Below are 24,140 nucleotides of genomic sequence, written 5' to 3' on the forward strand. Positions count from 1 at the left end.
TTACCTTACCAACTAGCTAATCAGACGCGGGTCCATCCTGTACCGCTAAAGCTTTGGTGCTTCGAAGATGTCTTCATAGCACTTTATCTCGTATTAGCATACCTTTCGGTATGTTATCCGTGTGTACAGGGCAGGTTACCCACGCGTTACTCACCCGTCCGCCGCTCTTTCCCGAAGGAAATCGCTCGACTTGCATGTGTTAGGCACGCCGCCAGCGTTCATCCTGAGCCAGGATCAAACTCTCAAATAAAAGTTTTGATGGGCTCAGATACTGTTATATATCTGGCTTTGTTTGGTTGTTTCAAATTCTATAAATTAACCTACTGTTTAATTTTCAAAGTTCATTTTTTATTGTTCTCTCTCGAGCACATTTATAATATTATCATTTAAAATTTATTTGGTCAACTACTTTTTTCATTTTTTTACTTTTTTTCGTATTTAATTACATTTTATAATATTATTTCTTACTTTACATCAAATTTATAACCAATAATTTTTTCAAAATTTCAAACTATACCTTATTCAAAATGTATATAATGTATGTATAGTATATTTCGTTTGAAAATTAATAACATATATATTATATGAGAGGAGATATAAAATTATGCAAAGAAAATTAATTTATTTTTCATCTTTAGTTTTATTATCTGTATCGATTATAGGGTGTTCTATTTTTAAAGAAACTTCTAATGAGTGTAAAGAAGTAGCTTCTACTGATAATCCCCTAAAAAAAGCATCAATTGATAATTCATCAGATCATAATAAAAAAAATACAAATAATAATCAAATCAATTCTACTAATTCAAAAAATAACATTATAAATACTAATAGTTTAGATAACACAATTATAGAGTGGTTTTTTAAACCTAACAAAGAACATAAAACGCCTGAAGTAAATACCAAACTTAACTTCAATCTAAACGATTATGATGCTATTTATAATGGTAATACAAATAGAAAATCAAAATCTTTATATCTAACTTTTGATGAAGGTTATGAAAATGGATATACATCTAAAATACTAGATATATTAAAAGAAAAAAAGGTTAATGCAGTCTTCTTTGTAACGGCACCTTACATAAAATCAAATCCAGAACTTATAAAAAGAATAGTAAATGAAGGTCATATAGTTGGCAATCATAGTAAAAACCACCCTTCTATGCCTGATAAAACATCTTCTCAAGAAGATTTTGATAATGAATTTTTATATGTAGAAAATGAATATAAAAAGCTAACTAATAAAACTATGATTAAGCTGTTTAGACCTCCTATGGGCAAATACTCTGAAAAAAGTTTAGCTATGACTAAAAATCTAGGATATAAATCTGTATTTTGGAGTTTTGCATACCAAGATTGGGATCAAGATAAACAACCAGAGTGCAATTTTGCTAAAGAAAAAATTACAAGCAATTTCCATGATGGTTCTATATTATTATTACATGCAGTTTCAAAAACAAACACAAAGATTCTAAGTGATGTTATCGATAGTGCTATAAATTCTGGCTATAAGTTTAAGCTCTTAAGCTAAAGGAATTTGCTCTCAAAAGTATAATAATTTTGTGAAGTGACCTAGCGAAGGGGTGAGATATAAATTCCACCGACATTTGCAGGTATGGTTTTTACCTGCATGGAGGAGAATTTATACTCAGCCCAGCGATAGGTTAACCACAAAATTATTTAAATAATAAACATCGCAACTATTGTTGTCACTATTAATCCTGTTATTACAGGTTTTAAATTTCTTTTAGCTAATTCTAGTGGACTTACTCCACAAATTGCCGCTGCTGAAATTAGTGCCCATGGAACTAAACATCCGCCACCTACCCAAATTGCTGCAATTTGACCAAGTGCTGAAAGTGCACCTATGCTTGCATTTAAAGCATTTCCAAATACTGAAGCTAGAGAACCTGCAAGTGCCATTCCTGAAAATCCTGAGCCATCAAGACCTGTTATAGCTCCGACTATGGTTTCAATACTTGCTGCTGCAAAATTATTAAATGGAACTGCCTGAGATAAAGCCATACCTATATCAGCTAACAATCCTTGTGAATTAGGAGCTAAAACTTCTCCAAATACAGCTGTTACTGGTGCATCACCCATATAGAAAAATGCTGCTATTGGTATGATTGGTCCAAATATTTTTATACCAAATACAAATCCATCGATTATATTTTCACATATTTTATCTAGACTGTGTTTTTTATAATTCATTATGTCTATTATAATTATCAAGAATATTGCTGTTCCACCTAAAAGTGCTGATGCATCTGAACCTTTAAGATTAAATTTATACATTGCTACTATATCTAGAAAAAATCCTAGTATTACTAATAGTGTAGCTATCTTTGCTTTTTTATTAAAAGTTTTAATTCTTACATGTTTTTTATCTAAAATTTCATCTCTAAACAATCCCTTTTTCATATCTTTTCTTAATGTATAAAATGCCATACTAATAGTTACTAATGCCATTACCCAGAATAAAATCATACCATCACTTATCACTTGAGATACTTCAATACCCGCTGCTCCTGCTGTTATACTCGGTGCTCCTTGAATTACAAAGTCTGTAGATAAAGCAAGACCATGCCCAAATAAATTAAGTGCTACTGCAACTCCTATTGCTGGTAATCCAACTTCTGCTGCAACTGGTAAAAATATTGCTCCAACTAATGCAACTGCTGGTGTTGGCCAAAAGAACCATGAAAGCAATAACATAACTATACCTATTACAAAGAATGCTGTTGTAGGGTTTTTAATAATTCTAGAGAATGGTTTAACCATATAGTGTATAGAATTATTTTCTTCTAGAGCTTTTGATAGTGCCACCATTATGGCAATAATTAAAATAATAGGCCCTAATTCATTTAATGAAATAATCAGAGAATTAAATACCGATACTATTGCTCCTGATAAGCTATGTTTGAAAAATATTCCTAAACAGAATACCCCTAACATGCACGGTACTATAGTATCTTTTTTCATAATCATAGTTATCAAAATAATGATCATAAATAAAATATAGATGTAATGCGCTCCTGTCAAAACCATATTCTATTTCCCCTTTATTTTTGTAAGATACTTGTATTATATGAATCTTTATATGTAATTGTTACTTAACCATTTTTGTATCATTAATTTAATTAATAAAAGAAAATTTTTTAGGTAAACTAAGTTATATTTAAAACTTTATGTATTTTAAAAAAACAAATATAATTTATACATTTTTGATTTCAAAATAGATTATTTTACTATAATAATAATTAAGTAGAAAGCATATATTTTCATATTTATTATCTGTTAAAAATATCATAATTTCCTAAATGTTAAGTATTGTTTAAATTTTACATATATAACAAACTTTACCCTGAAAATTTGATATAATGTCTATACTAATTATTTCTTCAGGAGGTGTGTATTATGAATCTAGAATATAATCAAAATTATAAAAAAGATGTTTTAAGATTAGCTTTATTTATAGGGGAACTTATGCTTGCTAATGGTGCTGAAACTTATCGTGTAGAAGACAGCATTCTTAGAATTTGTAGATCTAGAGGGTTTAAACATATAAATGTTTTTACATCACCTACCGTAATAATCATCTCTGATGAAAGGTTCGATGGTCTATCATTTATGAAAACTCTTAAAAGCAGATCTATGAATTTAAATAAAATAGCTTTACTTAACAACTTCTCTAGAGAGTTCGTAAATAATCCCGATTTATCTATTGACGATGCTATTAAAGAACTAAAAGATATAAGTAATTTAAAGCCTTATCCTCAGTGGTTTATTTACGGTTCTACAGGTATTGCTTCAGCTTCATTCGGTTGTCTACTTGGAGCGACTCATGTATTAGATTTTATATTTACATTTATAATAGCTATTTTGGCGGTAATTATTTTTGATAAAACAATGAAAATAAGTTCGATTCCTGCTTTTTCAAGTTTAGTTTCATCATTTTTCATTGCTGTATTCGGAGTTTTATTAGCTGAGTTTAATATATTAGATACTCCTAAAATGCTTATTGTCGGTTCTATAATGCCATTACTTCCTGGAGTTTCCTTTATTAAAGGACTTCGTGATTTAATTTCTGGTGATTTAATAGCTGGAGTTGCTCTTGCATTTGATGCAGGTATGACTGCTGTTGCTATAGCATCTGGAGTTGGTTTTGTATTAGATTTATGGTATAGATTTATAGTTTAAATTCGGAGGTGTTTTTTAATGATAGATATACCTATTCCTCTAAGTTTTTTATTTTCTTTCTTAGCTACAATAGGATTTGCAGTATTTTATAATTCTCCTAAACGTGCTCTTATTCCAGCTGGAATAACCGGAGGTCTAGGTTGGACTATATATGTATTACTATTTAAACTCAGCTATAATTCGATATTTGCAAACTTTATTGCAGCTGCCTTAGTCTCTATAATGGGAGAAATTCTAGCTAGAAAGATGAAACAGCCTGCTATATTATTTGTAATACCAGGTATATTACCTTTAGTTCCTGGACTTGGAATGTATAACACCATGTTATATATGGTTCAAAAGGATTATAATTTAGCAATATCTACAGGTGCAGATACTTTGTTCATAAGTGCATCTATATCACTTGGAGTTTTAGTTATAACTTCTCTATCTAAAACTTTCAATATCGTTCAACTTAGAAAACAAATAAAACTACAAGGATTTAAAAAATAACTAAATTCTAAAAAAGTTATTTAAGTTAACTTTATACAAATAAAAATTAGAGATTATTTAAATTTAATCTCTAATTTTTTATTTTAATATTAACTTTTTATTTAAATTATTATTTTTGTTACTACTGGGATATAATTTCTACTGTCTCTAAATTTTTTATCATTTTTCTTAATTACTAAAAACACTAAAGACATTAAAATAAATCCTACTACTGCACTTATAACTTCTATATTTGATGTTATTGATAGCTTATCTAATATAAAATAAGTTATTATAGTTCCCACAAGCAACCCTATCAATGGAATTATATATGCTATAGCTGTTGCTTTTAAAACATTTACATTTTCCATATTAACTTCTACATGATCTCCAATTTTTGCCCCTATTGAATTGTCAACCTCTACTAATATGTCCTTTTTTTCAGAAGATGTTACACATTTACCACAAGCTGCACATGCAGAGTGACGTTGCATTTTTAGCTTTGCAGTTCTCTTATCAACAATTTCAACTATATATCCTTGTTGATTCATTTTTATTTCCCCCTATTTAGTAAACTTATTTACTGTGTCCATAAGTTCAGCTATCATCTCTTGTGATGTTTGTTCATCATCATGTTTTAAGCTTTCTGAGACACATCCCTTTATATGATTTTCTAAAATAATCGACCCCACTTTATTTATAGCAGATCTAATTGCAGAAACTTGAACTAAAATATCTACACAATAACGATCTTCGTCTATCATCTTTTGTATACCTTTTACTTGTCCTTCTATTCTCTTAAGTCTTCTATTAAGAGCATCTTTATCGTTAGATTTAGATAACTTTTTTTCTTCCATAAAGTACACCTCATATTATATGATATATATATTATATCTTATTTTTGGACCTTCTTACATAGTAGTTAAATATTTGTTTTAAAAATTTGCAATATTTTTTACAAACTCTATAAAATATTCTATCTATAATAACAAAAGAGATAAGACAATTATCTTACCTCTCAAAATTTATTTTCAATTTTTATTTATTTATAATATGTAACTTTTTTCTCATTCTTATTTTAAATAAAATAAGATGACATTAATCCTAAAGCTGAAAAAAGCAATGTAACATCCAGTATTGTATTCCCCGCAATTTTTAATCCAGATAATAATATTATTATATTTAGCAATAATATTATTACATTTATGAATTTGAACAACTTATTTTTATTCTCATTAGTAAAAATATTAATGCTAGATACTAAAACCAATATTCCACTTAAATACATAACAAGCATCCCCCATCTTTGGTTATCTATGTTGCTGTACTTAAAACTCGAATAACGTTTTCCTAGATGATATTTTTAAAAGGTCTATACCTATAGAAGTATATAAATATCCTTCTACTTATAGTATATCTAAAAAATTAGTTTTCTGATAGTCTTTTTTAATATTTTTGCAATAAATCATTCAAAATAAAAATTCACTTCATATCGACAACGACCTTTAGAAGTATGCCCATTGCTCAAGATTAAAGGTTTGAAATTTAAAAAAGAACTATCTCAAAATTTATATTTGAGACAGTTCTTAAATAAATTATTTATTTCATATATTTTTGATTAAATAGCTTTATTACTTAAATACTTATTACTTACGTATCCATATGATCCATTATATTTTATCTTTACCCATCCAGTTATAGTTATTTCAACCTGCTCTACTTTAGTTTTATCAGTAAGTTTTCCTATTACGTCATCGTCAGTACTTGGACCTTTTCTAACCTTTAGTCCATCTTGACAGTTCACATATTTTATATTGATCTTTTCAGTTATGTCATTTGGGCTCTTTGATGTTAAATATGAACTACTAACATACCCAGTTTTTCCTTTATATTTTATCTTTGCCCATCCATTAACCATATCTAAAACTTCTATTGATTCTCCTTTTTTCAAAGATCCTATTTGTTCAGATAACACCGATGCTTCACTTCTTACTCTCACAGATGGTGTATTTGTTACATACATTATATGTTTTGAAGTTTCAGGCTTAGTTTCAGGTTTTGTTTCAGGTTTAGTCTCCGGTTTTGTTTCGGGCTTATTAGTTTCTGGCTTATTAATATTGTTACTGTGTAATTTCTTTAATTCACTAAACGCATTTTCATTTCCGCTACTACCTACTTGAGTTATAGTTTTAGCCTTTTTATTTGCAAATATATTCTTTTGAGATTTTCCTAAATTTTCTCCTACTATAAGAACTGGTGCATTTTCCTTAGCTGCTAAAACTCCAACAGATAAAGCATCTATAAGCTTATCTGAATTTGTCATCCCATTTTTAGCTACAAAAACATTTTCTAAAGAATTTGATGAATAAAATTTCTCTATAACTTTTGCATTAGTATCATTTCTATCAACACCACCAAGTCTTTCTGATTTTGGTAGTTTACTAGCAATACTCTCTGGTATAGCTTTTGTTGAACCAATTACGAATGATTTTTGTATATCTTTAGATGCTATAAAACTTTCAAAAGGAGCTATACCTAAAGTACTAGATGCAGGAAGTATAGCCATCCCTCTATTTGCTGCTACAGATGCAATACTTACTGCATCAGCTAACCCTGTTTGTCCATTTACGACAGCTATTTCAGTTATGTTCTGCTTTTCATTAATTCTCTGTGCTATACTCAATGCAGTCAGATATCTATCATTTCCGCCTATCCTATTTGTAGTTATACCCATAGCTCCTAACTGTGCGTTTACATTTTCTGATATTGCACCTTCTAAACCAATTATATGTACGGTCTTTACCCCTAATCTTCCTAACTCCGTTTTTGTTTTATCATTTAGACTATCTTTATCAGTCAATAATATTGGTGCATTAATTAATTTTGCAAATGGTGTAACTGATAAAGCATCTACTATAGAATCACTTTTTACTAATATCGCATCCGTTGCAGTACTCCACCCTTTTTTACTAACCTCAACAGCAGTTTGATATCTGTCTGAACCAACTAACTTTTCTTCTTTAACTACATCAACATCTTCATTAGCATATACTAAACTACTTGCTGAAAATGCCATAGTCAAACATAATGCCGATGTCATTAGTTTTGATTTTTTCATAATTTTCCCCCTTAATATTAATTAGCTTTTAATTGTATCTATTCTCTATTGTCCTATTCTTTTATTATAAATGTATTACCTTCTTCTTGCATTGCTATTTTTATTTTTTCCTTTTTTGCTATTTGTTTTTTCTGATTTTTTAGCATTTTTTTGTGCTTGCTTTTCTACTTGTTTAGACTTTTTCTTAGCTGCCTTTTTCTTTCTATTTTCTACCTTCTTTTTTTCTTTATTTGATTTTTTATTTTTTTTCTTCTCTTTTTTAGTTTCTTTTCTTGTTTCTTTTTTAGCTTTTCTAGAAACCTTATTTTCAGCTTTCTTTTTCTTTCTATTTACTTTGTTTTCAGCTTTCTTTTTCTTCTTATTTGCTTTTTTAGCTTGCTTTTTAGCTTTTTTCTGCTCTAACATTTTCTTTTCTATATCAGTTAAATTCTTATTTATATGGATAATTCCTATCAAATATCCTATTGTACTTAAAGCCCCTTGGCTTAAAGATATTAAAGATATGACTTGAATAATCTGATTGTTCGGAAACATTGATTTTATAATGTTTAAGTCTATAACAAAAGGAACTACCATTAACGGTATCCAAGATGAAATAATCCCTATCTTACAAAATAATTTTGATTTATTAGACATACTCCAACCTACTAGTAAAATAGCAAGTGTCATTAAGTATATTCCTAATACCATATAGTACCTTTGTACTTCCTCTTTACTTATAACTTTAAATGTCTTTAATAATACTCCTGAATAAGTAAATATTTGCAAACCTAATGCTATAAGGCTTAAAAGTAAAAAAATAGTCTTAATCGGATTAGATTTTTTTTGCTGTCTATTGCCATTCATTCAAGTCCCTCCCAATATTTCGCTAATTATTTGCAATTTTTAATCTATTTTCATATTATACTCCAAAAATAAACTTAAATCTCCATTTTTGGGTTAATATTTTTATATTGATATTTATTCCTAATTTTTCATAATATTTTGATATAAAAAAACTGTCTTTAATTATAAAACTTTAAACTAAAGCTTTACATTTAGACAGTTTCTTAAATAATTATTTTTAACTATGCTAATGTTTTAAAAGCATATCCATTATCTTTGAAGTATTTTATTATTAGCGGAAGAGATTTTGCTGTCTCTTCTTTTCCGTAAGTATCATGCATTAATAAAACTACCATTTCCTTACCTTGAGATGTTTTTATTGCATATTCAGCTAATTCTTGAGCGTTTTTCTTTTTACCTTGTGCATCGGCACTTAATGCATTCCAGTCTATAGATGCTTTTCCACTTTCTTTTAAATAAACATCTAATTTATCCATACCCTTCCAAGACATATGGCCTCCTGGACATCTTAATACTCTTGTTGAGAAGTATTTTCCTAATAATTCTTTAAGTATTCCATCTGTCTTTTCAAAATCAGACTTAAATGAATCTAAATTTACTGTTCTTTGAGGATATAATAACTTATAATCATGACTATATGAATGATTAGCTATTGCATGTCCTTCTTTAAATTCTTGTTTAACAAGTTCTTTTGCCCTATCTCCTCCAGCTTCTATATTTTTTCCCATTAAGAAGAATGTTGCCTTTACACCTTCATCTTTTAATGTTTTTAATACTTTAGGTGTAACTGTCGTAGATGTCCCATCATCAAAAGTTAAAAATACTACCTTTTTTCCACCGTTAGAATAATCATATTTACTTAGCTTATCAGATATTATTTTTGCATCATAAGAATCTTTTTTAGCTTCATGACTAACCCCTATCATATATTTTTTCTTTTCTTCTTCTTCTTTACGTCTTTTTTCTTCTTCAATTCTTTTTTTCTCTTCAAGTTTCTTTTGCTCTAGCTTTATCTGTCTTTGCTCTGAAACAAACGACCATGCTTTAACAGAACCACCAATACAAACTACCCCTATAATAGCTACTATAGCTACTTTTTTTAAATTTAATCTCTTTTTCTTCTTACCTATGTAAAACGTAGGTTTTCTTCTTTTATTCATAAGCCTATCTCCTAACCGTCTATTTTAATTATATGTGTCATATAATTTCAATTATCTTATCGCCATATAAATTATACTAGAAAAAAAAGGAGAATAGGTATTACAAATTAGTTACATATACGTGTTAATTTATTACTTATTGTAATAATTTTTACTAAATTGTTATTTATTGTATGTTAAATACAGTTGCTTTTTGACATAAATAGCAATATTTTGATATTTAAATCATAAAAATCAATCTCACAAATAATAACTAAGATTATTTTTTATAATTTTATTTTATATCTCATTATATTAAATTTCTATTAAAAATTAATATATATTATATCTTTTCTAATTTATTATACTTGCAGTCCTTACAATTTCCTGTACATTCATCAATCTTTTCTAAACATTGATTGAACGCAAACTTACTGCTACTTTTATGTCTTATAATAGGAATGTCTAACTTCTTTGCATGTGTTTCAGCTGCAATAGTCATCTTATGTGAAACTGCTGATGTAAATATAACTATTGCATCTGGATTCCCCATTGATTTATTCATTTTTGATGACATATTAGAAAATACCTTTGTTTTATACCCCCTTTCTTTACCTAAACTAATATAGTCTCTTTTCATCTTTTCATTACCACCAACAACTACTAAATTCATCACTACTTCTCCTTTCTATAAACTCTTTTTCTAATAATCTTTAAGCCTACCCCTTTGTATTCAATTCAATTATGAATTAATAATCGTTATAATTAAGTTAAGTTTTTAATATGTAAATAATTCTTTTTTAATTCTAATAATTGCGTCTTTATATTTAAATGATATTATTTTAAGTATATATAGTCAAGAACTTATTGATATTAATTATCATTTTTAATTATTATTTTAATTTAAATAATGATTAAATTAAAATAAGCTACATAATCAAGTCTATATTTAACTTGATTATGTAGCTTATTTAATTTAATTATTTTTAGTATACTATTTTTCTTCTAACGCTACTCTTATACTTAATTCTTGTAATTGAGTATCATCAGCTGGTGCAGGAGCATTTGTCATAGGACAAACTGCACTTTGGTTTTTAGGGAATGCTATAACATCTTTAATGTTAGTAGTTCCAGCAAGTATCATTATAAGTCTATCAAGACCAAATGCTATCCCTGCATGTGGTGGTGTTCCGTATTTAAACGCATCTATTAAGAAACCAAATTTTTCATTAGCTTCTTCTTCAGTCATTCCTAATGCTTTAAACATTTTTTGTTGAACATCAGCATTAAATATTCTAACACTTCCTCCACCTACTTCATAACCATTTATAACTATATCATAAGCTTTAGCTCTTAAAGAAGCCTTATCTCCACTTTCTAATTTATCTATATCTTCATCCATAGGAGATGTGAATGGGTGATGCTTAGCTATGAATCTTCCATTTTCTTCATCTTCTTCAAATACTGGGAATTCAGTTACCCATAGCATCTTGTATGTACTGTTATCTAATAAATCTAATCTTCTAGCAACTTCAAGTCTAACTTGTCCTAATGCATCAAATACTACTGTATCTTTATCAGCTACGAATAATAGTAAGTCGCCTTCTTTAGCATTCATTCTATCAAGTATTGATGTTAATTCTTCTGGTGTGAAGAACTTAGCTATTGGAGAAGTTACTTCTCTATCTGCTCCAACTTTCATCCAAGCTAAACCTTTAGCTCTATAAGTTTTAGCATGGTCCTCTAAGTGTGTTATTTGCTTTCTAGTAAAGTCATCAGCCTTACCTTCTACATTTATACCCCTAACACTCATTCCTGCCTTTGTAGCATTAGCAAATACTCCAAATCCACAGTTTGCTACTATATCTGATATATTAGTAAGTTCATATCCAAATCTAGTATCTGGCTTATCTGAACCATATCTTTCCATAGCTTCTGCATAAGTCATTTTTGGAAGTGGAAGTGATACTTCTACATTTAATATTTCTTTAAATATAGTTTGTACCATTTTTTCCATTATTTCCATAACATCTTCTTGCTCAACAAATGACATTTCGCAGTCTATTTGTGTAAACTCTGGTTGACGGTCAGCTCTTAAGTCTTCATCTCTGAAACACTTAACAATTTGGAAATATCTATCCATTCCACTTACCATTAATAATTGTTTAAATAGTTGTGGTGATTGTGGTAATGCGTAGAATTTACCTTCATTAACTCTACTTGGAACAAGGTAATCTCTTGCTCCTTCTGGAGTTGGTTTTATTAAGAAAGGTGTTTCTATTTCACAGAAATTATTTTGTGATAAATAATTTCTAACTATACTAGCTACCTTACTTCTTAATATTAAATTCTTTTGCATAGATGGTTTTCTTAAATCTAAGTATCTATACTTTAATCTTAATTCTTCTGAAACATTATCATCATCTTTTATGTAGATTGGTGGTGTTTCAGATTTGTTTAATATTCTAAGTTCAGTTGCAAATATTTCTATATCTCCAGTTGGTAAGTTAGGATTTTTAGAAGATCTTTCTGCTACTTTACCTTTTACTGCTATAACAAATTCAGAACCTAATTTTTCAGCTTTTGCAAAAGCCTCTGCATTAACGTCTGTGTCAAATATTATTTGGCATATTCCGCTTCTATCTCTTAAGTCAACAAATACTAATCCACCTAAGTTTCTTTTCTTTTGTACCCATCCCATAAGTACAACTTCTTCATCAATGTTTGATTCTCTTAAATCACCACAATAATGAGTTCTCTTTAATCCATTTAGAGTCTCCATATTTCTCCCTCCAGGTCCTTTATTTAATTAGTGAATCATACATATGTTAAAATTCACTTTAATAGGGTCTTCACTATTTTATTTTATAGTCCTTATTTAGAACTAATTGTTATCATACTAAATAATTATAATATTTATCACTATTTATATCAAATTATATTCTTTATTATTTGTTAACTTATACTTTTTATAATCTATTTTTTAATTCTCCTACTAATTCACTTAGTTTTACTGTTGTTTGCTCTGATGTTTTCATATTTTTAAGTGTTGCACTATCATTTGCTAATTCATCATCACCTATTACTACTGTGAATTTCGCATTTATTTTATCTGAATATTTAAATTGTGCTTTTACACTTCTATCTAAGTGGTCTTTGTCTGCACTTATGTGGTTTGTTCTTAAGTCATTTAATAATTTAAAGCTCTTTGTATTTGCTTCTTCTCCTATTGTTACTATAAATATATCTGTAGCTTTAGGATTTTCTATTTCTATGTTATTGTTTTCTAAAGTTAATAATAGTCTTTCAGCTCCTAGTGCAAATCCTATACCACTAACCCCTTTAGGCCCTCCTAGTTGTTCTACTAGTCCATCATATCTTCCACCACCACAAACTGTGCTTTGTGATCCTATATCAGTAGATATTATTTCAAAAGCAGTCTTTTTATAGTAGTCAAGTCCTCTAACTATAGTTTTATCAACCACAAAGTTTATATCCATTTCTTTTAGGTATTGTTGTAATTTTTCAAAGTGATTTTTACAATCATCACATAAGAAGTCTGCCATTAATGGTACATCTTTTAGATTCTCTTGACAATTAGGATTTTTACAATCTATAACTCTCATTGGATTTTTATCTTTTCTTTCTAAACAAGTTTCGCATAATACTTCTACTTTTGAATCAAGATATTCTTTTAATTTTGCATTATACTCCGCTCTACAAGTTGGGCATCCAACTGAATTTATACTTACAGCTAATTCTTTTAGTCCAACTTCATTAAAAAATTGAACAGCTAAAGCTATAACCTCTGCATCTATAGAAGGACTATCACTTCCTAATGCTTCTATACCAAATTGGTGGAATTGTCTTTGTCTTCCAGCTTGAGGTCTTTCATATCTAAAGCAAGGTGTTATATAAAATAACTTTGTTGGTTGAGTATCAGCATATAATTTATTTTCTATAAATGCTCTAACTGCACCAGCAGTTCCTTCTGGTTTTAAAGTTATATCTCTTTTACCTTTATCTTGGAATGAGTACATTTCTTTTTGAACTATGTCTGTAGTATCTCCAACGCTTCTTTTGAAAAGTTCAGTATGTTCAAATACTGGTGTTCTCATTTCTTCATATCCAAATAACGCACACATTTCTTTAAATTTATTTTCTATGTAATTCCATTTATATACATCTTTTGGAGTTATATCCTTTGTTCCTCTAGGAGCTTTAGTTAACATTTTTATGTACCTCCTCTACCTTTCTATTTATCATTTCGTCTACTCTGTCTATGTATTGTTCAACGTTTTTGACGTTGTCTACTCTCTCTATTCTATCTTCATCAACATATACAAACTTAGATATTGCACCAGCACCTAATGCATAGTTACTTTGTTTTTCTTCCATGATTTGAATATTGTATATACATTCATATCCTTCTTTAGCATAACCTATATTTTCTAAGTTTCCTAGCATATGCTTTTGTCTGTACATATAATATGGATTAAGTCCCATATCATGCGCATACTGCATTGATAAATCTATCATTTTAATCATTTCTTCGTATTGAGTCAAATGATATTTATCAATATTCTCTTTTAAACTAGATGCTCTTTTTATCGCTAAAGTATGAACAGTTAAACTCTCTGGAGAAAGTTTTTTAATTTCTTCTAAGGTATTTCTAACCATATCTAAATTTTCATCCATAAGTCCAAGTATAATGTCCATATTTATATTATCAAATCCTAATTCTCTTGCCATATTGAAGCAATCAACAATCTCTGATACTTTATGGTCTCTACCTATTTTAGATAAAGTTTCATCATTCATAGTTTGAGGATTTATACTAATTCTACCTACATTATGTCTCTTTAAAACCTCTAGCTTTCCTCTAGTTATAGAATCTGGTCTACCAGCTTCTACAGTAAACTCTTTTATCTTAGTCAAGTCTAATTCTTTAAATAAAGCAGTTATAAGTATATCTAATTCTTCTTCATCTAAAGTTGTAGGAGTTCCCCCTCCTATATAAAGAGTTTCTATTTCTTTATTAGTTTCCTTAAGTAATTTAGCAAGCCCCTTAACTTCTTCTATTAATTTATAAACATATTCTCTCTTTAAATGACCGAACTGTTTTATAGGATTTGCTGGGAATGAGCAATATAAGCATCTTGTTGGGCAAAATGGTATACTAACATATAAAGAAATTTTATTTTTATCAATAGGATATATGAATACCCTTTCTCTTTTTGCTATATCAAGAGCTAAATCTATCTTTTCATCACTTATAAAATAATTTTCTTTTAAATTTTCTCTTATTATTTCATCAGACAATCCTTTATCTAATAAATTATGAACTATCTTAACAGGTCTTATACCTGTAAGAATTCCCCAAGGAACATATGAATTAAATTTTTTCATAAGTACATTAAACATACTTCTCTTTATAGTTTCCTTAGTAACTTTTCTTATTTCTTGCTCAGATAATCCTTTTATAGATCTATGGTCTAAACAGTCAAATTTAGCTTGATAATTTTCACAATATACACTCTTAGCAAATACATTATCATTATAATAGACGACTCTATTTTCTATAATCATACCAACATCTTTACCATCAATAAACTTAAATTGAGTAGTAAACAACTTTAATAATTCGGCCACTTCGTACTTATAATCATGACCTTTTAAAATAATACCTATCATTACAACTACTCCTTCTTAACTTACCTAGCTTGCAAATTAATTAACTAATCCTTACATATAAGGATTAGTTAATTTTTCTATGCCCATAGTTGAGTTTGGTCCATGTCCAGGATAAATAGCTACATTATCCTCGAATTTAGATATTCTCTTAAGAGATTTTTCTATTTGTTTATAGTCACCACTATAAAGATCCGTTCTTCCTATACTTCCTGCAAATAATGTATCTCCTGTAAACATATGATTTCCAACTCTTATACACATACATCCCTTAGTATGACCTGGTGTGTGTATAAAGCTTAATCTTAAATCTCCTAAAGACATTTTATCTTTATCATTTACATATATATCAGCTTCAAACTCTTGTGGTCCACAATGCATACTAGCACTTAAATTTTTTCTTTTATCTAATAAAATTTCTTTTTCATCACTATGAGCTATCACTTTAGCATTAGTTTCTGCTTTTATTTTTTTAACAGAACCTATATGATCACCATGACCATGTGTAAGTATTATATACTCAACCTTTAAACCTTTGTCTTTTACAACGCTTAAAATATCTATCATACTTGCACCAGGGTCTATAATCGCACATTTTCTAGTCTTTAGATCCCCTAACACATATGTGTTAACTCCAAAATATCCATCAACTATTTTCTCTATAATCATAAATTTTACCCCCTAGAAAGTTTTACTTGATTCTAATAATATTGTAACTGGACCGTCATTAGTCAAATCAACCATCATATGAGCTCCAAATTTTCCAGTTCCTACATTAATACCATGAGATTTAGCTTTATCAACAAATTCTTCATATAAAATGTTTGCCATATCTGGCTTAGCTGCATTTGAGAAATTTGGTCTTCTTCCCTTTCTACAGTCTCCATATAAAGTAAACTGTGATACCACTAATAATTCTCCACCTACATCTTTTAAAGATAAATTCATTTTTTCATTTTCATCTTCAAAAATTCTTAAATTTAATACTTTATCTATCATATAATCAACATCTTTAGATGTATCTTCATGAGTTACTCCAAGTAAAACAAGTAGTCCTTTGTTTATTTGACCTGTAATAGACTCATCTACCGTAACTCTAGAAGAAGCCACCCTTTGTACTACTGCTCTCATGGTCTTCCTCCTTAATTTATAACTCTGAAAATATCCTCAACACCTGGTATTGATTTTATTCTTTTCATTAAGTCATTTAATTCTTCTATATCGTTAACTTCTACTAGTAGATTTATGCTTACTATTTGTTCTTTTCCTTTTCTAGCATTTATACCATTTAAACCTGTCTTGTCTATTGCTACTATATGCGTTACATCATTTATAATTCCTTTTCTATCAGCTGCTTTTATTTGTATCTCTGCTTCGAATTTAGATTTATTAGATATACCCCAAGATACATCAACTAATCTATTTTTGAAAAAGTCTCCATTTAAGTTAGCATTTGGACAGTCTGTTCTATGGATTGCTACTCCTCTACCTTTTGTAATATAACCTACTATATCATCCCCTGGAAGAGGATTACAACACTTAGCAAATCTAATTAGTATATTATCTAATCCTTTTACTGTAATTCCCTGAGAATTATTTTTCTTTCTCTTTTTTGTATACTCTGCATCTGTTAAACTATGCTTTTCAAACTCTTCATTTTGATGTTGTTCTTTTTTAACTTTTTTAATTTCTTTTTCATATAAATCTCTTACTTTAGAAACCACTTGCGAAGACATTATTCCACCATATCCAATAGTAGCAATTAAATCTTCAACTGTTGGTTGATTAAATTGTTTAGCTATTTGCAACATGTATTTATCAATAAGAGTATCTTTTTGAGGCAAATTATATTTTTTAAATTCTTTTTCTAAAATCAAACTGCCACGCTCAACATTTTCTTCTCTTCTTTCCTTCTTAAACCACTGTCTAATTCTACTTTTAGCGTTAGGCGTTTTTACTATGCCTAGCCAGTCTCTACTTGGTCCATTAGAGTTTACCGATGTTAATATCTCTACTATATTTCCATTTTGAAGCTTATAATCAATAGGAACTATTCTCCCATCTATCTTAGCTCCTACACACTTATTCCCTACATTAGTATGAACTCTGTATGCAAAATCTATAGTACTTGCACCTGCTGGCATTTCTATTACATCACCTTTTGGAGTAAATACATAAACCTGACTGCTAAATACATCTTCCTTCAAGGCATTCATAAACTCCTGAGGATCTTTTAAATCTTTTTCCCATTCCATCATTTGTCTTAACCATTGAAGTTTTTCTTCTACTTTACTCTCTTTTAAATCAGCATTACCTTCTTTATACTTCCAGTGGGCTGCTATACCATATTCAGCGATGTTATGCATTTCCTTTGTTCTTATTTGTATTTCCAAAGGCTCTCCATCTGGTCCTATAACAGTAGTGTGAAGAGATTGATACATATTAGGTTTTGGCATTGCTATATAGTCTTTAAATCTACCTGGTATTGGCTTCCATAAAGTATGAACCATACCAAGAACTGCATAACAGTCTTTAACTGTATCAACTATAATTCTAACAGCAGTTAAATCAAAAATTTCTTCAAAATTTTTGTGTTTATTTTGCATCTTACTATAAATACTAAAGAAATGTTTTGGTCTTCCATATACTTCACATTTTATATGAACACCTTCAAACTTATATCTAAGTAAATTAACTATTTGCTCTATATAAGCTTCTCTTTGACTTCTTTTTTTAGCAACCTTGTCTACTAAATCATAATATCCCTCTGGGTCTATATATCTTAAAGCTAAATCTTCTAGTTCCCATTTAATCTTAGATATACCTAGCCTATGAGCAATTCCACCATAAATTTCAAGTGTTTCTTTTGCTTTTGCTTTTGCTTTTTCTGGAGACATATATTTTAGAGTTCTCATATTATGCAATCTATCTGCTAGTTTTATAAGTATAACCCTTATATCCTTAGCCATTGCTAAAAACATTTTTCTTAAATTTTCGGCTTGTGTTTCTTCTTTAGATTGATACTTAATCTGTCCAAGTTTTGTTACCCCATCTACTAAATCTGCTATTTCTGTTCCAAATTCGTGTTGTATATCTTCATAAGTATACTCTGTATCCTCAACAACATCATGTAAAAATCCCGCTGATATAGTTTCTATATCTAATTCCATGTCGATAAGAATATTTGCAACAGCTACTGGATGTATAAAATATGGTTCTCCAGATTTTCTAAATTGCCCATCATGTGCATTTTTACCAAAGTTATAAGCTTTTTCAACTATACTAGTTTCTGCATTTGGAGCATAGTCTTTTATTTTTTCAATTATTTCTTGCAATTCCTTGTCATGCATAATACCACCTATTTTAAGTACGAAATTTAATATATATGAAAATAGTTGGCTCTATACCAACTATTGTGAAAAATACTAGTATTTTATAAGAGAATTAACTTCATATTTAGTTAACTTATCTCTACCCTCTAAAAATTCTAGCTCTATTAAAAATTGCATAGAAACCACTTCTCCACCTAAATTTTCTATAAGTTTAGCCGCAGCCTCCATAGTTCCTCCAGTAGCTAATAAATCATCCACTATTGCTACACGTTGTCCTGGCTTTATCGCATCTTTATGTATTTCTAAAGTATCACTTCCATACTCTAATCCATATTCATAACTCTCTACCTCTGCTGGTAATTTTCCTGGCTTTCTAACTGGAACAAATCCCACTCCTAGTCCATAGGCAACTGGTGTTCCCATTAAAAACCCTCTTGCTTCTGGTCCTACTATTACATCAACATTTTTATCCTTTAATGCTTTTATAAATTCATCAATTGTATATCTAAAAGCATCGCCATCTTTCATTAAAGTTGTTATATCTTTAAAATTTATACCTGGCTTTGGAAAATTTTCAATTTCTCTTATTGTTTTTCTTAAATCCATTTAGAACTCCTCCTAGTAGCTATTCAAATATTCTTTTTTTAATTTTTTTAGATTATTAAGTATCATACTTTCATCTAAATTTAATTTTTTATCTGGCTTTGGTAATAAACTTATAAAAATCTCTTCATTTTCATAGTCTATATTAAAGTCAAGTAGTGATAATTCCCTAAAAACATTTAATATAGTAAATAGCTTTATAGGTATTAAATTAAACACTTTTTTTATATATACAATTTTAATCTGCATTTTTTTATTTACTAATGCCCATTTATAAACTGTTATAAATTCATCTCTCTCTGGAATTATATTATCCATTATATTCTTTAAGTATAATAAATCTATTTCATTATAATACTTGATAATAAAATTATCTTCATCAGTATTTTCGTTTAGATATAAATATTCCCTCATATTATATAAATAATCATAAAGAATAATATTATTATATCTTTTTAAGTCTATTTTATCAATATTAGGTGAGAATATAAGTTGAACTTTACCACATTTTGAATTTATTTTTTCTACAATATTATAATTTATATTAATTTCGTACTCTGTAAGATAAATGTCCGATATTGCTCTATAAAATCCATTTATTGTATTTGCTATTATTAATGTGTCTTCTTTTATATACTCAAAAATATTTATATCTTTATTTCCTTTTACTACCTCTAAATCATACTCATTTTTATCTACATCATTAATAGTATATAAACTATGTATATCTTTAGGAACTATTTTTGAAAATAATTCTATAGAAATTTTATCATTACTAGCATTTTTAGGATGAGCTAGTCTTATATCTTTTAATAAAAATTGAACTTTTTTATTTCCCATATAATTATTTTCATCTAATTGAAATAATACATCTACCTTATCCCCTATATTATATCCTTCTTTTAAATAAGCCATATTAAATCCTATATTGTCATAAATTGAATTTTTTTCCAAAGACAATTTTAAATGCTGTTGGTTTTTGCCTATTTTTCTGATATCTCTTATGCTTAAGTTTCTCATCACAAACCTTGGATTCGGATTACTTAAACCAAAAGGCTCTAATTTATGTAATTCATTTACTAAATCTAAATTTGCAGATTCTTCATCTAATTCAAATTCAACATTAACTATTTCTACCATATCCTCATCAGTTAAATTATAATCTGCAATTTCATTTATTCTATTTGCTAAATCTTCTACTTTATCTGCATCTATCCCTAGACCTGCTGCCTGATCATGTCCTCCAAATTTATTCAACAAATCCTTACACTTTGTAAGGGACTTAAATATACTAAATCCTTTAATTGACCTTGCAGAACCTGTAGCTTCACCATCTTCTATAGTTAAAAGTATTGTTGGCTTATAATATTTTTCTGTTAATTTAGAAGCTACTATTCCTATTATTCCGTGTTGCCATCCTTCTTTTGCTATTACTAACACTTTATCTTTATTATATCTATCATTAGACTGGATGATTTCTTCTGCTTCATGATACATTTTAGCTTCTATCATCTGTCTTTCATTATTTTTTTCTTCTAATAAATTCGCTATTTCACGTGCTTCTGAATAATCATTAGTTGTAAAAAGCTGAACTCCTAAGTATGAAAATCCTAATCTTCCAGAAGCATTAATTCTAGGACCTATTGCAAAACCTATATGCGATGAACCTATTTTCTCACTTTCAATTCCACAAACCTTTATAAGTTCCTTTAATCCTAAATTTTTGCCTTCTTTCATTAATTTTAAACCATTTTTTACAATAATTCGGTTTTCATCCTTTAATGGCACAATATCACAAATGGTAGCCAAAGTTACTATTTCTAAATAATTATACATAGTAGTCTTAAAAATTTCTTTTGGTGTTAATGCTTGTATAAGTTTAAATGCTACTCCACATCCACATAGTTCTTTAAATGGATAATTACATTCTTCTTGCTTACAGTTTATAACTGCAAAAGCATTTGGAACTTCATCTTGAACTTCATGATGATCTGTTATTATAATGTCCATATCTAGCTTATTTACTAGTTCAACTTCTTTTAATGACGTAATCCCGCAGTCAACACTTATAATTAAATTTGTATCTTGTTCATGTATTTTTCTTATGGCTTCTTCATTTATTCCATAGCCTTCTTCTAGCCTATTTGGTATATAATAATCCACAGGATAATCAATAGAATCAAAATATAGACATAATACAGATGTTGAAGATACTCCATCTACATCATAATCCCCATAAATACATATCTTTTCATTATTTTTCATCGCTAAATTTATTCTATCTACAGCCTTTTGCATATCCTTCATTAAAAATGGGTCTCTAAGGTACTCTAATGATGGATTCATAAATATTTCTGCATCTTTTTCAGTATATATATCTCTATTTTGTAGAATTTGACCAATTTCCGGGGAAATTTTAATTTTATTGCTTAATTCAGTTTTTTCTATTTTTCCTGCATGTTTTAACTTCCATTTTTTGTTAAATAGCATCCTTTAACCCCCTATTTCTTCTTATACTGAGTTCTAAAGATTTTTATTACTAATAAAATACCTATTATAAAAGAAATAGAAAAACCAATGATAGCCATGTATTTTATCCAAACATTTTTTTCTATATTTGGAGATGCAATTATTAACGAAGATCCTACAACTATTGATGCTAACACTAAACTTAACGATAGCTGTGTTGCTAAGTCAGCTATACGAGTTTCTAACCTTGGAACTTCTATATCTTCTATATTTATTTTCACTTTGTTTTTTTCTAAATTTCTTAAAATAACTCTTAATTGTCTCGGAATTGTTTTTAAGTCTAATAAAATTTCTTCCATGCTATTTTTAGAATTTAAAAATATTCTCTCTGGACTAAATTTATTTACATAATAATACCTAATATATTCTTTTCCCATAGAGCTTACGGAAAACTCTGGGTTTAATTCTCTAGCTGTTCCTTCTAACGTAATAACTGTTTTTGCAAGTGTTGCTAACTGAGAAGGCATTGTTACTTTATAAGTTCTAAAGAATCTAAATATCTCATTTAGTATATCACCTATACTTATTTTTTCTAGGGGTACATCATAATAATAATGTATTAAATATAGCAAGTCTTGTCTAATCCCTGCTATTTCATCCTCCGTATCAATTGCATCTATCTCCATCATAAGATACATTATCTTATCAACATTCTTATCTATTACAGCTAATGCAACTTCATTTAATATATTTAAGGTTTTTTTATCAATAATTCCAATCATTCCAAAGTCGATATATGATATACATCTATTATTTAAGACAAAAATATTCCCTGGATGAGGATCTGCATGAAAAAATCCATGTTCAAAAACTTGTTTAAAAAATGATTTTACACCAATTTCACTAATTGCCTTAGTATCCCATCCCATTTTATTTATTTTATCAATATCACTTAGTTTAACGCCTATTATTTTTTCCATTACTAAAACTCTTCTTGTAGTAAACTGTGAATAAACTTGTGGTATATATACCATTTCACTATCTTTAAACATCTGTTTAAATTTTATAGCATTAATAGCTTCAAAATTATAATCTAACTCTCTAAGTAATTGTATTTGAAATTCCTCTATTATTTGCCCTAAATCTATATCTATATCTTTTTTTAAATCTTTTAATCCTTTAACTATTGTTCGAAGTATTTCTAAGTCTGACTTTATAGTTTCTTCTATATTAGGTCTTTGTATTTTTACAATTACTTGCTCTCCTGATTTTAGAACTGCTTCATATACTTGTCCAATTGATGCAGCTGCCATAGGCTCATTATTAAACTCTGCAAATACATCATCTACACTTAATCCTAATTCTTCTATAAATATTTCTCTTGCTGTATATGTACTAAATTCTTCTACACTATCTCTAAGTTTAGAAAGTTCGTCTATTATATCTTGATCTAATAAATCTTTTCTTGTACTTAAAATCTGACCTAATTTTACATATGTAGGACCTAACTCTTCAAAAACTCTCCTTATTTTTTCACCTGTAGACATTGCCTTTATTTCTTCAGGAGGATTAGTTATAGGTATTCTATAGGCTACACCCTCTATATTAAGTTTTTCTACAATAAAGCTAAATCCATATTTTATTAATATATGAGCTATATCTCTGTATCTTTTTAAATTTTTATAGCTTATCATAACCATCCCTCCTTGCTGAAGTTATTAGAAAAAAAAGCAAAGGGGCAATATATTATATCGCCCCCTTTAATTTTATTATCTATGATTATTTGCAGTTTCGATGTATTTCATTGCTGAATTAGTAAGATTTTTTTTCTCTTCTTCTGTAAGTTCTCTTACTACTTTTGCAGGAGATCCCATTGCTAATACTCCAGATGGTATTTTTTTACCTGGAGGTACTAAACTTGCTGCTCCTAGCAAAGTAAATTCTCCAACTTCTGCTCCATCAAGCACTACAGCTCCCATACCTATTAAAGTATTATCTCCTATTTTACATCCATGTATAATTGCTTTATGACCTACTGTCACATTCTTACCAACTATGGTATCAAATCCATATCCTATATGAACAACTGAACCATCTTGAATGTTAGTATTTTCTCCAATTACTATTTTTTGTTCTTCTGATCTTATAACTACGTTATACCATATATTTGCATTTTTTTCTATGATAACTTCACCTATTATATCAGCTGATGGTGCAATAAACGCTGTTTCATCAATTTTAGGCTCAATTCCTTGATATGCCTTAATCATT

General features: G+C 28.6%; 21 protein-coding genes and 1 rRNA gene. 3 read left to right on the plus strand and 19 right to left on the minus strand.

What is annotated here, in order from left to right; translation table 11 throughout:
* Window positions 1–250, minus strand: a 16S ribosomal RNA gene (locus CHF27_RS10105); the annotation flags it as partial.
* Between the two features lie 354 nt (window positions 251–604).
* On the opposite strand from CHF27_RS10105, the gene pdaA reads away from it, so the two are divergent.
* A complete protein-coding gene (gene pdaA, locus CHF27_RS10110) occupies window positions 605–1,528 on the plus strand; it encodes a delta-lactam-biosynthetic de-N-acetylase (protein WP_095406748.1) in 924 nt (307 codons plus the stop codon).
* Window positions 1,529–1,677: 149 nt separating this feature from the next.
* Here the strand turns inward: pdaA and CHF27_RS10115 are convergent, their stop codons facing one another.
* Window positions 1,678–3,048: a hypothetical protein gene (locus CHF27_RS10115; RefSeq protein WP_095406749.1), complete on the minus strand. Its 1,371-nt coding sequence runs from the start codon at window positions 3,046–3,048 to the stop codon at window positions 1,678–1,680.
* 369 nt (window positions 3,049–3,417) lie between these two features.
* On the opposite strand from CHF27_RS10115, the gene CHF27_RS10120 reads away from it, so the two are divergent.
* A complete protein-coding gene (locus tag CHF27_RS10120; RefSeq protein ID WP_095406750.1) occupies window positions 3,418–4,200 on the plus strand; it encodes a threonine/serine exporter family protein in 783 nt (260 codons plus the stop codon).
* 18 nt (window positions 4,201–4,218) lie between these two features.
* Window positions 4,219–4,692: a threonine/serine exporter family protein gene (locus CHF27_RS10125; RefSeq protein ID WP_095406751.1), complete on the plus strand. Its 474-nt coding sequence runs from the start codon at window positions 4,219–4,221 to the stop codon at window positions 4,690–4,692.
* A gap of 101 nt (window positions 4,693–4,793) precedes the next feature.
* On the opposite strand, the gene CHF27_RS10130 is transcribed toward CHF27_RS10125, so the two are convergent.
* From CHF27_RS10130 to CHF27_RS10210, 17 genes are all read right to left on the minus strand, one after another.
* On the minus strand, window positions 4,794–5,222 hold the full coding sequence (locus CHF27_RS10130; protein ID WP_095406752.1) for a SoxR reducing system RseC family protein: 429 nt from the start codon (window positions 5,220–5,222) through the stop codon (window positions 4,794–4,796).
* A gap of 12 nt (window positions 5,223–5,234) precedes the next feature.
* Window positions 5,235–5,528, minus strand: coding sequence for a metal-sensitive transcriptional regulator (locus CHF27_RS10135; protein WP_095406753.1), 294 nt, complete (start codon window positions 5,526–5,528; stop codon window positions 5,235–5,237).
* Between the two features lie 221 nt (window positions 5,529–5,749).
* Window positions 5,750–5,959, minus strand: a complete 210-nt coding sequence (locus tag CHF27_RS10140; RefSeq protein WP_095406754.1) for a hypothetical protein — start codon at window positions 5,957–5,959, stop codon at window positions 5,750–5,752.
* Between the two features lie 330 nt (window positions 5,960–6,289).
* A complete protein-coding gene (locus CHF27_RS10145; protein WP_095406755.1) occupies window positions 6,290–7,789 on the minus strand; it encodes a cell wall-binding repeat-containing protein in 1,500 nt (499 codons plus the stop codon).
* 75 nt (window positions 7,790–7,864) lie between these two features.
* Entirely contained in the window at window positions 7,865–8,635 is a 771-nt protein-coding gene (locus CHF27_RS10150; protein WP_095406756.1) for a hypothetical protein, read from the minus strand.
* 221 nt (window positions 8,636–8,856) lie between these two features.
* Window positions 8,857–9,795 (minus strand): polysaccharide deacetylase family protein, encoded by a 939-nt coding sequence (locus tag CHF27_RS10155; protein WP_095406757.1) that lies wholly within the window; start codon window positions 9,793–9,795, stop codon window positions 8,857–8,859.
* 322 nt (window positions 9,796–10,117) lie between these two features.
* Complete coding sequence (locus CHF27_RS10160; RefSeq protein ID WP_095406758.1) at window positions 10,118–10,447, minus strand: DUF2325 domain-containing protein; 330 nt, start codon at window positions 10,445–10,447, stop codon at window positions 10,118–10,120.
* Between the two features lie 321 nt (window positions 10,448–10,768).
* Entirely contained in the window at window positions 10,769–12,556 is a 1,788-nt protein-coding gene (aspS, locus tag CHF27_RS10165; protein ID WP_115976120.1) for an aspartate--tRNA ligase, read from the minus strand.
* Between the two features lie 187 nt (window positions 12,557–12,743).
* Window positions 12,744–14,006: a histidine--tRNA ligase gene (gene hisS / locus CHF27_RS10170; RefSeq protein ID WP_115976124.1), complete on the minus strand. Its 1,263-nt coding sequence runs from the start codon at window positions 14,004–14,006 to the stop codon at window positions 12,744–12,746.
* The gene (gene hemZ / locus CHF27_RS10175; protein WP_115976127.1) at window positions 13,996–15,468 is read right to left on the minus strand and encodes a coproporphyrinogen dehydrogenase HemZ; all 1,473 of its coding nucleotides are present in this window, start codon (window positions 15,466–15,468) and stop codon (window positions 13,996–13,998) included. The genes hisS and hemZ overlap by 11 nt, the downstream gene beginning before the upstream one ends.
* Before the next feature lie 51 nt (window positions 15,469–15,519).
* Window positions 15,520–16,134: an MBL fold metallo-hydrolase gene (locus CHF27_RS10180; RefSeq protein ID WP_115976130.1), complete on the minus strand. Its 615-nt coding sequence runs from the start codon at window positions 16,132–16,134 to the stop codon at window positions 15,520–15,522.
* Between the two features lie 12 nt (window positions 16,135–16,146).
* Window positions 16,147–16,596 (minus strand): D-aminoacyl-tRNA deacylase, encoded by a 450-nt coding sequence (dtd, locus tag CHF27_RS10185; RefSeq protein ID WP_115976133.1) that lies wholly within the window; start codon window positions 16,594–16,596, stop codon window positions 16,147–16,149.
* An 11-nt stretch (window positions 16,597–16,607) separates the two neighbouring features.
* Window positions 16,608–18,815: a RelA/SpoT family protein gene (locus CHF27_RS10190; RefSeq protein WP_115976136.1), complete on the minus strand. Its 2,208-nt coding sequence runs from the start codon at window positions 18,813–18,815 to the stop codon at window positions 16,608–16,610.
* A gap of 75 nt (window positions 18,816–18,890) precedes the next feature.
* Complete coding sequence (locus CHF27_RS10195) at window positions 18,891–19,403, minus strand: adenine phosphoribosyltransferase (protein WP_115976140.1); 513 nt, start codon at window positions 19,401–19,403, stop codon at window positions 18,891–18,893.
* A 12-nt stretch (window positions 19,404–19,415) separates the two neighbouring features.
* Window positions 19,416–21,890: a single-stranded-DNA-specific exonuclease RecJ gene (gene recJ / locus CHF27_RS10200; RefSeq protein WP_115976143.1), complete on the minus strand. Its 2,475-nt coding sequence runs from the start codon at window positions 21,888–21,890 to the stop codon at window positions 19,416–19,418.
* 11 nt (window positions 21,891–21,901) lie between these two features.
* Window positions 21,902–23,563 (minus strand): ABC1 kinase family protein, encoded by a 1,662-nt coding sequence (locus CHF27_RS10205; RefSeq protein WP_243444999.1) that lies wholly within the window; start codon window positions 23,561–23,563, stop codon window positions 21,902–21,904.
* Between the two features lie 75 nt (window positions 23,564–23,638).
* On the minus strand, window positions 23,639–24,139 hold the full coding sequence (locus CHF27_RS10210) for a gamma carbonic anhydrase family protein (protein ID WP_115976150.1): 501 nt from the start codon (window positions 24,137–24,139) through the stop codon (window positions 23,639–23,641).
* Between the last annotated feature and the right edge of the window lies 1 nt (window position 24,140).

Origin of the sequence: Romboutsia maritimum (genome assembly GCF_002251085.2) — a bacterium.
Taxonomy (GTDB): Bacteria; Bacillota; Clostridia; order Peptostreptococcales; family Peptostreptococcaceae; genus Romboutsia_B; species Romboutsia_B maritimum.

Coding starts and splice junctions, on each gene's coding strand:
- recJ (WP_115976143.1), bottom strand. CDS start 21,890: ATGCTATTTAACAAAAAATGGAAGTTAAAACATGCAGGAAAAATAGAA.
- CHF27_RS10150 (WP_095406756.1), bottom strand. CDS start 8,635: ATGAATGGCAATAGACAGCAAAAAAAATCTAATCCGATTAAGACTATT.
- CHF27_RS10190 (WP_115976136.1), bottom strand. CDS start 18,815: ATGCATGACAAGGAATTGCAAGAAATAATTGAAAAAATAAAAGACTAT.
- dtd (WP_115976133.1), bottom strand. CDS start 16,596: ATGAGAGCAGTAGTACAAAGGGTGGCTTCTTCTAGAGTTACGGTAGAT.
- CHF27_RS10180 (WP_115976130.1), bottom strand. CDS start 16,134: ATGATTATAGAGAAAATAGTTGATGGATATTTTGGAGTTAACACATAT.
- CHF27_RS10125 (WP_095406751.1), top strand. CDS start 4,219: ATGATAGATATACCTATTCCTCTAAGTTTTTTATTTTCTTTCTTAGCT.
- CHF27_RS10120 (WP_095406750.1), top strand. CDS start 3,418: ATGAATCTAGAATATAATCAAAATTATAAAAAAGATGTTTTAAGATTA.
- CHF27_RS10145 (WP_095406755.1), bottom strand. CDS start 7,789: ATGAAAAAATCAAAACTAATGACATCGGCATTATGTTTGACTATGGCA.
- pdaA (WP_095406748.1), top strand. CDS start 605: ATGCAAAGAAAATTAATTTATTTTTCATCTTTAGTTTTATTATCTGTA.
- aspS (WP_115976120.1), bottom strand. CDS start 12,556: ATGGAGACTCTAAATGGATTAAAGAGAACTCATTATTGTGGTGATTTA.
- CHF27_RS10140 (WP_095406754.1), bottom strand. CDS start 5,959: ATGTATTTAAGTGGAATATTGGTTTTAGTATCTAGCATTAATATTTTT.
- CHF27_RS10210 (WP_115976150.1), bottom strand. CDS start 24,139: ATGATTAAGGCATATCAAGGAATTGAGCCTAAAATTGATGAAACAGCG.
- CHF27_RS10205 (WP_243444999.1), bottom strand. CDS start 23,563: ATGATAAGCTATAAAAATTTAAAAAGATACAGAGATATAGCTCATATA.
- hemZ (WP_115976127.1), bottom strand. CDS start 15,468: ATGATAGGTATTATTTTAAAAGGTCATGATTATAAGTACGAAGTGGCC.
- CHF27_RS10160 (WP_095406758.1), bottom strand. CDS start 10,447: ATGAATTTAGTAGTTGTTGGTGGTAATGAAAAGATGAAAAGAGACTAT.
- hisS (WP_115976124.1), bottom strand. CDS start 14,006: ATGTTAACTAAAGCTCCTAGAGGAACAAAGGATATAACTCCAAAAGAT.
- CHF27_RS10135 (WP_095406753.1), bottom strand. CDS start 5,528: ATGGAAGAAAAAAAGTTATCTAAATCTAACGATAAAGATGCTCTTAAT.
- CHF27_RS10195 (WP_115976140.1), bottom strand. CDS start 19,403: ATGGATTTAAGAAAAACAATAAGAGAAATTGAAAATTTTCCAAAGCCA.
- CHF27_RS10155 (WP_095406757.1), bottom strand. CDS start 9,795: ATGAATAAAAGAAGAAAACCTACGTTTTACATAGGTAAGAAGAAAAAG.
- CHF27_RS10115 (WP_095406749.1), bottom strand. CDS start 3,048: ATGGTTTTGACAGGAGCGCATTACATCTATATTTTATTTATGATCATT.
- CHF27_RS10130 (WP_095406752.1), bottom strand. CDS start 5,222: ATGAATCAACAAGGATATATAGTTGAAATTGTTGATAAGAGAACTGCA.